We start from the raw sequence: 13,649 nt of genomic DNA, 5'->3' as shown, positions 1-13,649 counted from the left end.
GCTCAGGCGTTGGCGGCCTTCTGCACACGCAGCTTCTGGTAGGCGTCCTTCTCCTCGCCGAGTTCGACGAGATAGGGCGCCACCGGGCGCTTGCCGTGGGCCATGTTGCCGTTCTCGTCCTTGTACAGGCGGGTGTGGCAGAACCAGTCGGCATCGTTCTGTTCGGGACAATCGACGCGATAGTGGTAGAGCCCCCAGCGCGACTCGGTGCGGTAGAGCGAGGCGCGGGCGGCCATCTCGGCGCAGTCGATGATCGACTGCACTTCCAGCGCGCGCAGCAGCTCGTGGGGGTCGGCGGCCGCGAGCCGGGGCAGGTCCTCGCGCACGGCGAGGATGCGCTCGAGGCCGATCTCCATCTTCTTGGTCACCTTGGGTGGCTGCAGGTAGTCGTTGACCAGGCGGCGCACCTTGTACTCCATCTGCGACGGTGGGATGCCATCGGCCACCTTGAGCGGCGCCTGGATGCGCTCGAGCTCGGCGGCGATGAAGGCCTCGTCGAGGCTCGGCATCTCGCTGCGCTCCTTGGCGAAGGCGGCTGCGCTCTCGCCGCAGATCTGGCCGTAGACGAAGGCACCGAGCATGTAGGAGTGGGCTACCGAGGCCATGTCGCCGGCGCCATACAGGCCCGGCACGGTGGTGGCGCCGGTCTCGTCGACCCACACCCCCGAGGCGGAGTGTCCCGAGCAGAAGCCGACCTCGGAGATGTGCATCTCCACCATGTGCTGGCGATAGTCGGTCTCGCGGCCGTCGTGGAAACGACCGCGCGAGGGCCGCTCATTGGTGTGCAGGACGGTCTCGATCTCCTGGATGGTCTCTTCGGCCAGGTGGTCGAGCTTGAGGAACACCGGGCCGTTGCCGCCCTCCAGCTCCTTGAAGAATTCCAGCATCATCTGGCCCGACCAGTAGTCGCACTCGATGAAGCGCTCGCCCTGGGAGTTGGCGGTGAAGCCGCCGAGCGGACCGGTGACGTAGGCGCAGGCGGGGCCGTTGTAGTCCTTGAGCAGCGGGTTGATCTGGAAGCACTCGAGGTTCGCCAGGTCCGCCCCCACGTGGTAGGCCATGGCGTGGCCGTCGCCGTTGTTGGCCGGGTTCTCGTAGGTGCCGAACAGGTAGCCCGAGGTCGGCAGGCCGATGCGCCCGGCAGCGCCGGTGGCCATGATCACCGCCTTGGCGCGAATGATGATCGGCTCGGCGGTACGCGTGTTGACGCCGATCATGCCGGCGATACGCCCATCGGCGTCCTTGAGCAGGCGGGTAGCCTGGTAGCGGTTCTCGATCTGCACCCGGTTGCGGCGCAGGCGGCGATAGAGGATCTTCTTGACGTTGTGGCCCTCCGGCATCGGCAGCACGTAGGTGCCGAGGTGGTGGACCTTCTTCATGTCGTAGTCGCCGGTCTCGTCCTTCTGGAAGTGCACGCCCCAGGAGTCGAGCTTCTCGATCATCGGGAAGGAGCGCTGGGCATAGGCCATCAGTGCCGGCTGGTGGACGATGCCGTCGTTGGCGATGGTGATCTCCTTGACGTACTGCTCGGGGGTCGAATGGCCGGGTACGATGGCGTTGTTGAGCCCATCCATGCCCATGGAAATGGCCCCGCTACGCTTGACGTTGGCCTTCTCCAGCAGCATCACCTTGAGACTCGGGTCCTGCTCCTTGGCGGTCACGGCCGCCATGGGGCCGGCGGTTCCGCCGCCGATGACCAGCACGTCGGTGTCGATGACGGGAATGTCGCTTGCGTTCATGATTCCTCCGATTTCCGATCCACTCGGAATTGGTATTTGAAGGCGTCCCCGCGGAAGCAGAGGTACTCGAAGTCGACCGGCCGACCCGCCCGGTCGTAGGTCAGCCGCTCGACCCGCAGAATGGGCTCGCCCATCCCGAGGTTGAGGTGTTGCCGGGTCTCCTCGTCGCAGAGGGTGGAATCGATAGCGATGTTCGCCGCGCCCAGCGGGATGGCGAAGCGGTTCTCCAGCATCGGGAAGATGTCGCCGGAGAGGTCCTGGCCGAACAGTCGCCGGCCGATGTCGATGGGGAAATAGCTGCTCTCCAGCGAGACCGGTTCGCGGTTGAGGTAGCGCACCCGCTTCACCTCCACCACGGCATCGCCGGAGCGCAGCCCGAGGGCGGCGACCACGGCCTTGCCCGGCTTGCACTCCTGGATCGACAGCAGCCGCGCGGTGGCCTCGTAGCCCTGCGCCGCCATGGCCTCGCCGAAGCCCTGCAGGCGCTGCACGTTCTGCACCGCCTTGGGCTTGCTGACGAAGGTGCCCTTGCCCTGGGCGGAAAACACCAGCCCCTCGTTGTGCAGGTCACGCAGGGCCTGGCGGATGGTGATGCGGCTCACGCCGAAGCTCTTCATCAGCACGTTCTCGGACGGCAACCGCTCGTGGGGCGAGTAGCCGCCCTCGAGGATGTTGCGCCGCAGGGTGTCGCGGATCTGCACGTAGAGCGGCTGCGGCGAGTCGCCCGGCTGCAGCTTCAGTTCCTGGCTCTTCATGGTCGTCACCTCTTGTCATGACATGTCATGTCGACTCGAAGCCGCACGGTCATGCCGGGTATCGGTTCAGCCCGCCTGGTTCTGCTGCTCGAAGGCGTGCAGGGTCTGCTCGCGGATCAGGGCCAGACACTCGCGCTTGAGCGCCATGAACTCAGGCGTGGTGAGCAGCTCCTGGGTGCGCGGGCGCGCCAGCCGCACGGGTATGTCGGCGATGATTCGTCCCGGACTCGCGCTCATGACCACGATGCGATCGGAGAGGAACACCGCCTCGTCGATGTCGTGGGTGACGAACAGCACCGTGTTCTTGAACTCGCTCCAGATCTCGAGCAGGTTCTCCTGCATCATGCTGCGAGTCTGGGCGTCCAGGGCGCCGAAGGGCTCGTCCATCAGCAGCACGCTGGGGTAGTTGGCCAGCGCCCGGGCGATCCCCACGCGCTGCTGCATGCCGCCGGAGAGCGTGGTGGGATAGGCGTTGGCGTAGCGCGACAACCCCACCAGCGAAAGGAAGGTGCTGGCCACGCTGTCGGCCTCCCGCGAGCCCACGCCCGCCATCAGCGGGCCGAAGGCAACGTTCTGCTTCACCGTCTTCCACGGGAACAGCGAGTGCTGCTGGAACACCATGCCGCGGTCGGGGCCGGGCTTGTTCACCGCCAGGCCATCGAGCAGCACCTCGCCCCGGGTCGGCTCGACGAAGCCGGCCACGCTGTTCATCAGGGTCGACTTGCCGCAGCCGGAGGGGCCCAGCAGCGAGACGAACTCACCCGGCTGGATCTCGAGGCTGGCGTCTTCCACCGCACGGTGGGAGCCGCTGGCGGTGGCGAAGACGATGTCGAGGCCGCGCACGCTGATCCTGCCCTTGCCCCCCGCCGTACGTGGGCGATAGCTGTGCGGGTGCTCGACGACGGCGGCACGGTTGGGTCGAGTAGCGGACATCATGACTTGCCCCCCTCGGCCTGCCAGCGCAGCAGGGGCGCGCAGGCCTTGCGGACCAGCAGGGTGCACAGCGAGCCCAGCCCGCCGATGACCAGCATGCCGATGATGATCTTGGGGTATTCGACCAGGGTGTAGGCCGACCAGGTGAAGTAGCCGATGCCGTACTGGCCGCTGATGATCTCGCCGGCCAGCAGCGAGAACCAGGCCACGCCCATGCCGATGGCGAGCCCCGCGACGATGCTTGGCAACGCACCGGGAAGCACCACGTGCCAGAGGATGGCGGCGTTGCTCGCGCCCAGGCTGCGCGCCGCGCGCACCAGCACCTTGGGGGTCTGCTCGACGCCGTGCACGGTGTTGATCACGATGGGGAACAGCGCACCGAGGAAAGTAATGAAGACGATGCTCGACTGCTCGCTGGGCATCATCAGGATCGCCAGCGGAATCCAGGCCACCGCCGGGATCGGCCGCAGGATCTCGATGTAGGGCAGGATCACGTCCTCGGCGAAGCGCGAGCGCCCCATGAGAACGCCCAGCACCACACCGAGCACCACGGCCAGCCCGTAGGCGATGGCGATGCGTTGCATGCTGTGCAGGATGTGCAGGTAGAACTGCTGGCTCGAAGCCTGGGCCAGGAACTCTGCCCCCACCACCAGCGGGCCGGGTACGTTGTCGAAGCGCACGAAGAAGTCGAAACCGTAGGTCGAGGCGAGATGCCAACCCAGCGCCGCCACCAGCAGGGCACCGACGCGCACCAGGTAGCGATCCCAGTTCACGGGCAGCAGGCGACGAGGTGCGCCGGGATCCACCTCGGCAGGAACCACCGTGGCGGGGCTGGCCTCGGCCAGTGATCGCTCGGCAGTTTCGAACGGGCCGGACAGGACGGCCTCAGAGAGCGGAGGGCGGGGCCTGGGGTTCAAGCTCATGGTGTCACCTCTTGTCACGGGAGCGCAGTCAGCGCCAATGCCATGGGTAATGAAGTCCGGCGTTTGTTGTGTCGTTGTTGCCGGCAGTCTTGTTATGGAAAGCGTTGTCTAAATCGAAACTTGTACTATCAGGTCATATCCTTTACTCAGTAAGTTGCATCAGACGTGCCAATTTTCCTTTTTTATTTCTCAAGACTTTAATCCGAAAGGGTATTTTTCACTTTTCTCCTCATCATCAACGGACTCCTTTGGTAATAATCAGCGCGCCTGCATGGTGCATGGAGTCATTGAAAGGCCTCACACTGATGCACTTTCCAGTTCATGAAACTGAAGCCTCTATGACAAGTAGAACAAGTCATTAGCGAACAAATCGGGCAAGAGCCGACAGAACAAGAAAAGAAACAAATAAAAAGGGGCACGGTAAAAAATACCGCGCCCCTCGATATTGCAAGCCAGATGAATACGAAGACTTATCTCACTTCATGGCAAGCGCTTCTTCGTCGGAAGCGGACAAAGCGATCATCCTGCCATCATTGTCGGCAATGAACGCTTCGGAGTCGGCACGCTTCATGAAGGCCACCACTTCGCCATCGGGGGTTTCGGAAAGAAACGCCGCCTTGCCGAACATCTTGATGCCGCTCAACTGGTCATAGACGTAGGTGGCGTATATCTCCCGTCCTTCAGCGCTGGCGTCTCGAAAGGCCGCTATCATCTCGGCCACGCTGTCGTACCCGACGATGCCATTGTCGGCAAACCACACCTGGGCCGGCTCGAGCTCGGGATTCGAGGCGATGGGGATGACCATCCGCTCCAGGTCGGCGGCATAATCCAGCCCGGAGGCGGCATAGGCACGGTTAAGGTAGCTGTCGTCGATCCAGGCCTCGAAATCGAGATCGGGTATGTTGCGTTCGTCCTGCAGCAGAGCATGGTCGTACTTCAAAGCTTCGACCCACTCGGGCTTGATGGTGGCGTCCAGGGTGCTGATGCCCCCTTCTCCCAAATAAAGATAGAGCACCTCCTTGGCCACCCCGGTCCACTCGCTCAGTTGGGTGGCAGCACGCATCGGGTCTTCCTCGATCCACTGCTGCGCCTCCAGCGTGGCCTGCAGCACAGCGTCGACTACCTCGGGATAGCGGTCGGCGAAGTCCTTGCGCACGACGATGCCATGGAACGTCGGCACGCCCGCCTCGCTGCCGTCGAAGATCTTGCGCCCGGTACCACGAAACTCCATTACCTCCGACCATGGGCCGAAGTCGGCATGGGCATCGATGCGGTTGCCGGCGATGTTGGCGACGCCCACGGGCGGGCTCTGGTCGACGATGTCGATCTCACCGTCCAGCCCCGCATCGCGCAGTGCCTTCAGCGTCATGCCCCAGGAAGCGCTGCCCACCGGCGTGGAGATGCGTTTGCCGGCCAACTCCTCCAGGGAATAAACGTCGGAGGCCACCGGCACCACGATGCCGTTGCCGGTCCCTTGTCGGTTGTAGCCGGTCACGGCGATGAAGCGGGTCTCGTTGCGTCCGGTGGCCTGGAAGCTGGCGCCGTTGACGATCAGCGGATAGTCGCCCATCACGCCGAACTCCAGGTTGCCCGCCATCATCTGGTTGGTGATGGGCGGCCCAGAATCGTAGTCGCGAAAGACGATCTCGTACTCGGCGTCTGCATAGTCGCCCTCCGTCGGCAGATACTTCTCGATGAGGCCAAGCTTTTCCAACACGATACCGCCCGCCACTGTGTTGGTGACCATGCTCTGGTGGCCTATGCCGATGGAAATTCGCTCCGCCAGGGCGTGGCCACTCATAAGAAGCAGTGAGCCGAATAAACAAAGGGCTATAGATCGGTTCCGGTTCTTCATGTCCAGTCACCTTCGGTCAGAATGGGTTGTACTTGTACTATCTGGTCATTACCTTCACCCATTGATTTGCAGAGCGCGTGCCATCCTGCACGGCTTTCCGTCCATCTGCATGATTCGAATAAGGGAAAGGACAGCCCGAATTGGATAAACCACTCGACCGCCAGCCGCCTCATTGCGCACGCATAGTGCGCAACAAGGGGCTTTCGGCATCATCATGGCGCAGCCATTCAGATGCCGAACAGAACAACTAGAACAAATCAGTTACAGGCTAAGAACCAGTGGTCTTCTCTATTACAGTCTGACTCAGAAAGATGAACGCCAGCGCCTGCATATGGGCGCGTTGACGGTTGTCAGCCGCGCCGCCGTGGCCGCCTTCGATATTCTCGTAATAGAGCACTTGGTGCCCCTGCTCGTGCATGCGTGCCATCATCTTGCGTGCGTGGCCCGGGTGGACGCGGTCGTCGCGGGTGCTGGTCATCAGCAGCATGGGCGGGTAGTCGGCCGCGGGGTCGAGGTTGTGGTAGGGCGAGACATCGCGCAGGAATTCCCAGTCGTCGCCGTCGGGGGCGCCGTACTCGGCCATCCACGAGGCCCCGGCCAGCAGCAGGTGGTAGCGGCGCATGTCGAGCAGCGGCACCTGGCACACCACCGCGCCCAGCAGCTGCGGGTAGCGCGTCAACATGTTACCCACCAGCAGGCCGCCGTTGGAGCCGCCCTGGATGCCCAGCCGCTTCGGCGAGGTGACGCCGCGCTCGATCAGATCTTCTGCTACCGCAGCGAAGTCCTCGAAGGCCTTGTGGCGCTTCTCGCGCAGCGCCGCCTGGTGCCAGCGCGGGCCGTACTCGCCGCCGCCGCGGATGTTGGCCACCACGTAGACGCCACCCTGGCTGAGCCAGGCGCGCCCCACGCCGGGGCTGTAGCCAGGCAGCAGTGGTACCTCGAAGCCGCCGTAGCCGTAGAGCAGGGTCGGATGATCGCCGCTCGGCTCGAGGCCGCGCCGCGACACCTGGAAGTAGGGCACCGGCGTGCCGTCCTCGCTGGTGGCGAAGTGCTGGGAGACCTCGAGGCCCTCGGCGTCGAACAGCGCCGGGGCCTGCTTGAGGGTTTCCAGCGCCTCGCCGACCCGACCGTGCAGCAGCGTGGTCGGCGTCAGGTAGTCGCTGACGATCAAGAACACGTCGTCGCTCTCCTCGTCGTCCACCGCGCTCACGCTGACGCTGCCGATCGTCGGCACGCCCGCCAGCGGCTCGTGCTGCCACTGGCCCTCGCTCGGCGTAATTACGTAGAGCCGGTGCTTGACGTCGTCGAGCACGTTGAGGATCAGGTGGTGGCGGGTCCAGGTGGCGTCCGAGAGCGAGGTGCGCTCGGTGGGCGTGAACAGCACGCGCAGGTTGCGCTCACCGGCCATGAAGGCGTCGAAGTCGGCGATCAGCAGTGCGCCGGCAGGGTGGGTGGTGCCCTCCACTTCCCAGGGTTCGCGCAGCTCGACCATCAGCCACTCGCGGTGCACCTGCTTGTGCGCCGAGTTGGGCACCTCGATGCGGCGCAGGCTGCCGTCGGCCTCGCGCAGGTAGAGCTCATTGTCGTAGAAGGCCCGGGCGCGGCTGACGAAGTCGCGTTCGAAGCCCGGCGTGGAATCGTGGCCGGCACCCACAGCCATGTCGTCGGGATCGCCCTCGAATACCGTCGTGGCCTCGGCCATCGGCATACCGCGCCGCCACTGCTTGACGATGCGCGGGTAGCCGGAGCTGGTCATCGAGCCCTCGCCGAAGTCGGTCTGGACGTAGACCATGTCGCGGTCGATCCAGCCCAGGCTGCCCTTGGCCTCGGGGCGAAAGAAACCGTTTTCGACCCAACGCTTCTCGACCAGGTCGAACTCGCGGGTGACGTCGGCATCGGCACCACCGCGGGAGAGCGACACCAGGCAGTGACGCCAGGGCTCTCCGGGCGATGCGGGGCGCAGGCAGTGGGCGCCGTGCCACACCCAGTTCTCGCCCTCCTCGGCGTTGAGCGCGTCGAGGTCGATCAGCACCTCCCACTCGGGCCGCGCCTTGCGGTATTCCTTGAGGGTAGTGCGCCGCCACAGCCCGCGGGGGTGGTCGCGGTCCTGCCAGAAGTTGTAGAAGTGCTCGCCGCGCTTGACCACGAAGGGGATGCGGTCGTCGGCCTCGAGGATCGCCTGGAGGTCATCGCGCAGCTCAACAAAACCCGGGGAATCGGCCAGCCGCGCCTGACTCTCGGCGTTGCGCTCCGTTACCCAGGCCAGGGTACGCTCGCCCTCGACCTCTTCCAGCCAGAGATGGGGGTCGTGTTCGTCGTGAGGGGCAGCCATGCGGATCTCCTGGTGGGCGTGGTTTGCCCACCAAGCTAGCCTGCCCCGGCTGCGGGCTCAATGGTATCGAGCGCGGAGGGGAAATCAGCGCTCGAAGATGACCGTGCGGCTGTCATTCAGGAAGACGCGCCGCTGCACGTGCAGAGCCACCGCACGAGCGAGGGTGAGGCACTCGATGTCGCGCCCCTTGGCAACGAGATCCTCCGGGTAGTCGGCGTGGCCGACCGGCTCCACGCCCTGCGTGATGATCGGCCCCTCGTCCAGGTCGTCGTTGATGTAGTGGGCGGTGGCGCCGACCAGCTTTACGCCCTTCTCGTAGGCCTGATGGTAAGGGCGCGCACCCTTGAAGCCGGGCAGCAGCGAGTGGTGGATGTTGATCGCGCGGCCGGAGAGCCTGGTGCACATCTCGCTCGAGAGCACCTGCATGTAGCGGGCCAGGATCACCAGCTCCGCCCCGCTCGCATCGATTACCTCCCGCACCTGGGCTTCCTGCTCGGCCTTGGTCTGCGGCGTGATCGGGAAGTGGTGATAGGGAATGCCGTGCCACTCCGCCAGCGACGCCAGGTCGGGGTGATTGGAGACGATGGCGCGAATCTCGATCGGTAGCTGGCCGGTGCGATAGCGGTAGAGCAGGTCGTTGAGGCAGTGGTCGGCCTTGGAGACCATGATCACTACCGGCATCAGCCGCCCTGGCGGCGTCAGCTCGAAGCTCATCTCGAACTCGGCGGCGCGCTCGGCGAAGGCCGTCTGGAAGGCGCCGGCATCGAAGCCGGCCTCCTCGGGACGGAATTCGGTGCGAATGAAGAAGCAGCCACTCAGGCGGTCGTCGAAGGATTGCTGCTCGGTGATGTAGCAGCCCCGCTCCTTGAGAAAGCGAGTCACCACGTCCACGGTGCCCAGGCGGCTGGGACACTGTGCGGCCATGATCCAGATGTCATCGTGTCGGTTCATGCTGCCCCTCCGGCGGCGAGCGCAATTAAGGCCCGTATGGAAAAAAGGCCGGGGAAACCCCGGCCAAACGCGCCTGGCAAACGAGACGCCGAGTCACTTCTCCACGCCGATGGCGTACTCTGCACCGGCATCCAGCAGCCAACGATAGAGATAATCGGCGAAGCTGCGGCGTATCACCAGTTCCCAGCGCTCCTCGGAGGGGCGGCGGATGATGGCGGTGGCCTTGGCGAAGACCGTGGTCACACCCTTGCCCACCGGGAAGTGGCTGGGGTGGACGTCGTAGATCGCCGACTTCATCAGCAGCTCACGGGCCGCCTCGCCGGAAAGCTCCAACAGGGTCTGGCCGCCGCTGACGTCGCTGATGGCATAGTGGGCATCCGCGAGGTGCTCGCGCAGCCGGGTCTCCAGCTCGAACTCCTCGCCGCCGGGCACGATCACCAGCCACTCGTCCGGAGAGAGCCACTGGATCGAGCGTTCGCCGCTGACATCCACGACCAGCCCCTGGGGCTGGCCGGGCAGGCCCAGGCCCAGCACCTCGCGTACCGCCTCGTCGAGGACGATGGCACCGCCGCGCAGGATCAGGTGGCCCAGCAGGGCACGCTCGCGCAGGATCACGCGGCTCTGGGGGCCGACCCTTGGGGTACCGCTGCGGTGGTAGCTGTAGGCCAGCGATGACTCCACCGGGATGGCGCCATCGGTACGGGTATCGAAGGTAGCCGCGTTAGACATTCTGGCGCTCTCCCTTGGGGTCGTAGAAGATCGGACTGACGATTTCGGCCTCATGGGTCCGGCCGTCCCCCATGGGCAGGTAGACGGTCTCGCCCAGCTTGTTGTGGCCACCCTTGACCACCGCCAGGGCGAAGCCGGAGTCCAGGGTCGGGCTGTAGTAGCTCGAGGTCACGTGCCCGACCATCGGCATGGGAATGGCGTGCTTGGGATCGAAGACGATCTGCGCACCCTCCTCCAGCACCACCTTGGGGTCCTTCGGCTTGAGGCCCACCAGCTGCTTGCGGTCCGTGCGGCGGGTATCGGAGCGCGACAGCGCCCGCTTGCCGACCCACGAGTAGGGCTTGTCGTAGCCGACTGCCCACTGCATGCCCAGGTCCTCGGGGGTGACCGAACCATCGCTGTCCTGACCGGCGATGATGAAGCCCTTCTCGGCACGCAGCACGTGCATGGTCTCGGTGCCGTAGGGCGTCAGGCCGTACTTGTCGCCATGCTCGAACAGGGTCTTCCAGACGTGCATGGCGTAGTTGGCCTGGACGTTGATCTCGTAGGCGAGCTCGCCGGTGAAGGAGATGCGGAACACCCGCGCCGGTACGCCAGCCACCTTGCCTGCGCGCCAGTCCATGAACTTGAACGTGTCGCGATCGAGGTCGATATCGGTGATCTCGGCCAGCAGCTTGCGTGCATCGGGGCCAGTGATGGTCATGGTGGCCCAATGGTCGGTTACCGAGGTGAAATAGACCTGCAGTTCCGGCCACTCGGTCTGGTGCCACAGTTCCAGCCACTCCAGAACGCCGGCGGCGCCACCGGTGGTGGTGGTCATCAGGAAGTGGTTCTCGCCCAGGCAGCTGGTGGTACCGTCGTCCATCAGCATGCCGTCGTCCTTGCACATCAGGCCGTAGCGCACGCGGCCCACCTCGAGTTTCAACCACTTGTTGGTATAGATGCGGTTGAGGAACTCGCGGGCATCCGGCCCCTGGATGTCGATCTTGCCCAAGGTGGAGGCATCGAGGATACCGATCTTCTCGCGCACTGCCAGGCACTCGCGGGCCACAGCCTCGTGCATGGTCTCCTTCTTGCCGTTGATCGTCTGCGGGAAGTACCAGGGGCGCTTCCACTGGCCCACGTCCTCGAACTCGGCGCCATTTTCCACGTGCCACTGGTGCAGCGCGGTGTAACGCTCGGGGTCGAAGAGGTCTCGGCAGTGACGGCCGACGATGGCGCCAAAGGTCACCGGCGTGTAGTTGGGGCGGAATACCGTGGTACCCACCTCGGGGATCGAGCGGCCCAGGCAGCGAGCGGCAATGGCCATGCCGTTGATGTTGCCCAGCTTGCCCTGGTCGGTGCCGAAGCCCATGGCGGTGTAGCGCTTGACGTGCTCGATGGACTCGAAGCCCTCGCGGGTGGCCAGCTCGATGCCCGCCGCGGTGACGTCGTTCTGCAGGTCGACGAACTGCTTGGGCGCGCGCAGGGTCGGCTTCTCGTGGGGCACCTGGAAGAGCGGTGCCGCCGGGCCCTGCTCGAAGGTCTTGGCCTGGGGCAGGCTGACCGCCGGGGCGGCATGACCGGTGGCGGCGGCAGCCTTGACGCCAGCCTCCACGCCCTCGGCGAGCACCTTGCCCAGGTCATAGGTGCCATTGGCACCGCCGCAGGCCTGCACGCCCTTCACCAGATTCGGCACGAAGCCGAGGAGGTCGTCGCGCCAGGTGGGCCGGGCGCCGGTGTGAGAGGCCAGGTGAATGACCGGGCTGTAACCGCCGGAGCTGGCGATGGTGTCGCAGGCCAGCGTCTCGGCCTGGCCGGTCACCTTGAAGGCGTCGATATCGATCTGGGCAACCCGCGCCGCGCTGACGCGGCTTCCGCCCTTGGCCTCGATCACGGCGCTGCCGGCGATGATGCGAATGCCCTGGGCACGGGCGGCCTCGACCCAGTCGCCGGCCGGAGCCTGGCGGGCATCGACGATGGCCACCACCTCGCGACCCGCCTCCTTCCAGTCGAGGGCGGCGCGGTATCCGTAGTCGTTGCTGGTGGAGAGCACCAGCTTGTTGCCAGGTGCCACGCCGTAGCGGCGGATATAGGTGGAGACGGCGCCGGCCAGCAGGTTACCCGGCACGTCGTTGCCGGCGTAGACCAGCGGACGCTCGTGAGCCCCGGTAGCCAGGATCACCTGGCCGGCACGCACGCGGTGCATCCGCGACCGGACCGGACGATGGCCGTTCACCAGCGGAGCGGTTTCGCTGAGGTGCTCGGTGCGCCGCTCGTGCAGGGTGACGAAGTTATGGTCGTGGTAGCCGTTGGCGGTGGTGCGCGGCAGCAGGGTAACGTTCTCGCAGCCGCCCAGCTCCTCGAGCACCTGGGCCACCCACTGGTCCGCCGGCTTGCCGTCCAGGGTCTCGCGGCTATCCAGCAGCGAGCCGCCCATCTCCTCCTGCTCGTCGGCGACGATCACCCGGGCCCCGCTGCGCGCGGCGGCAAGGGCCGCGGCCAGGCCGGCGGCACCGCCACCCACCACCAGCACGTCGCAGTGCTGGTGCAGGTGGTCGTAGGTGTCCGGGTCGGCTTCCATGGGGCTGCGCCCCAGGCCGGCGCTCTTGCGGATGTACTTCTCGTAGGTCATCCACAGGGAGGCCGGGGCCATGAAGGTCTTGTAGTAGAAGCCCGGGGGCATGAACTTGCCGCCCACCTTGCCGACCAGGCCCATCAGGTCGCGCTGCACATTGGGCCAGCCGTTGGTGCTGCGGGCGGTCAGGCCGGCGAACAGCGCCTGCTGGGTGGCGCGCACGTTGGGCACCTGGCCCGCCTCGGTGCTGCCCAGCTGGACGACGGCATTGGGCTCCTCGGCGCCGGCGGCGACGATGCCCCGGGGCCGCGAGTACTTGAAGCTGCGGTTGACGATGTCCACGCCGTTGGCCAGCAGCGCCGAGGCCAGGGTGTCCCCCGGGTGCCCCTGGTAGCTCTGGCCATTGAAGGTGAAGCTCAGGGTGCGGGAGCGATCGATCCGACCGCCCTTGGCCAGGCGGTGCACTTGTTTCTTGGACTGGCTCATACCTGCTCTCCCTTGACCGATGGCGCTGCGGCGTTGGTGGCACCCACGGTCTGTTGCCCGCCGCTGGCCACCTGCACGTTGCCTTGCGTTTGCTGGCTCTCGGCGGTGACACGGGGCTGTTCGCCCATCTTGTAGGTTTCGAGGATCTCGTAGGTCACGGTGTGGCGGGTGACGTTGAAGAACTTGCGACAGCCCACCGCATGCACCCACAGCTCGTGGTGCACACCACGGGGGTTGTCACGGAAGAAGAGGTAGTCGCCCCACTCCTCGTCGCTGCACGCCTCGGGGTCCTTGGGTCGCTCGATATGCGCCTGGCCCTTGGGGTGAAACTCCTCTTCCTCGCGGTGTTCGCCGCAGTAGGGGCAGTAGATATAGAACATGGCGAATTC

Annotated in this window: 10 protein-coding genes; all 10 read right to left on the bottom strand. The window is 65.4% G+C overall.

Annotation, left to right across the window (positions count from 1 at the left end):
* Positions 1 to 2 precede the first annotated feature (2 nt).
* Positions 3 to 1,739: a fumarate reductase/succinate dehydrogenase flavoprotein subunit gene (locus ACRWQA_RS01225; protein WP_434228942.1), complete on the bottom strand. Its 1,737-nt coding sequence runs from the start codon at positions 1,737 to 1,739 to the stop codon at positions 3 to 5.
* Positions 1,736 to 2,494, bottom strand: coding sequence for a GntR family transcriptional regulator (locus ACRWQA_RS01220; protein WP_434228940.1), 759 nt, complete (start codon positions 2,492 to 2,494; stop codon positions 1,736 to 1,738). The genes ACRWQA_RS01225 and ACRWQA_RS01220 overlap by 4 nt, the downstream gene beginning before the upstream one ends.
* A 66-nt stretch (positions 2,495 to 2,560) precedes the next feature.
* A complete protein-coding gene (locus ACRWQA_RS01215; RefSeq protein WP_434228938.1) occupies positions 2,561 to 3,430 on the bottom strand; it encodes an ABC transporter ATP-binding protein in 870 nt (289 codons plus the stop codon).
* The gene (locus ACRWQA_RS01210; protein ID WP_434228937.1) at positions 3,427 to 4,350 is read right to left on the bottom strand and encodes an ABC transporter permease; all 924 of its coding nucleotides are present in this window, start codon (positions 4,348 to 4,350) and stop codon (positions 3,427 to 3,429) included. Before ACRWQA_RS01210 ends, ACRWQA_RS01215 begins: the two co-directional genes overlap by 4 nt.
* 475 nt (positions 4,351 to 4,825) lie before the next feature.
* Positions 4,826 to 6,097, bottom strand: a complete 1,272-nt coding sequence (locus tag ACRWQA_RS01205) for an ABC transporter substrate-binding protein (RefSeq protein WP_434228935.1) — start codon at positions 6,095 to 6,097, stop codon at positions 4,826 to 4,828.
* 376 nt (positions 6,098 to 6,473) lie between these two features.
* On the bottom strand, positions 6,474 to 8,543 hold the full coding sequence (locus tag ACRWQA_RS01200; RefSeq protein ID WP_434228957.1) for a prolyl oligopeptidase family serine peptidase: 2,070 nt from the start codon (positions 8,541 to 8,543) through the stop codon (positions 6,474 to 6,476).
* A gap of 78 nt (positions 8,544 to 8,621) precedes the next feature.
* A complete protein-coding gene (gene purU / locus ACRWQA_RS01195) occupies positions 8,622 to 9,488 on the bottom strand; it encodes a formyltetrahydrofolate deformylase (protein ID WP_434228933.1) in 867 nt (288 codons plus the stop codon).
* 93 nt (positions 9,489 to 9,581) lie between these two features.
* Positions 9,582 to 10,217 (bottom strand): sarcosine oxidase subunit gamma, encoded by a 636-nt coding sequence (locus ACRWQA_RS01190; protein ID WP_434228931.1) that lies wholly within the window; start codon positions 10,215 to 10,217, stop codon positions 9,582 to 9,584.
* Entirely contained in the window at positions 10,210 to 13,260 is a 3,051-nt protein-coding gene (locus ACRWQA_RS01185; protein ID WP_434228929.1) for a sarcosine oxidase subunit alpha family protein, read from the bottom strand. The genes ACRWQA_RS01190 and ACRWQA_RS01185 overlap by 8 nt, the downstream gene beginning before the upstream one ends.
* Complete coding sequence (locus ACRWQA_RS01180; RefSeq protein WP_263582109.1) at positions 13,257 to 13,640, bottom strand: sarcosine oxidase subunit delta; 384 nt, start codon at positions 13,638 to 13,640, stop codon at positions 13,257 to 13,259. The genes ACRWQA_RS01185 and ACRWQA_RS01180 overlap by 4 nt, the downstream gene beginning before the upstream one ends.
* Positions 13,641 to 13,649 lie beyond the last annotated feature (9 nt).

It is taken from the genome of Billgrantia sp. C5P2 (assembly GCF_051062895.2).
The sequence above is the reverse complement of the archived record's forward strand: the minus strand, read 5'-3'. Positions and strand labels throughout refer to the sequence as shown.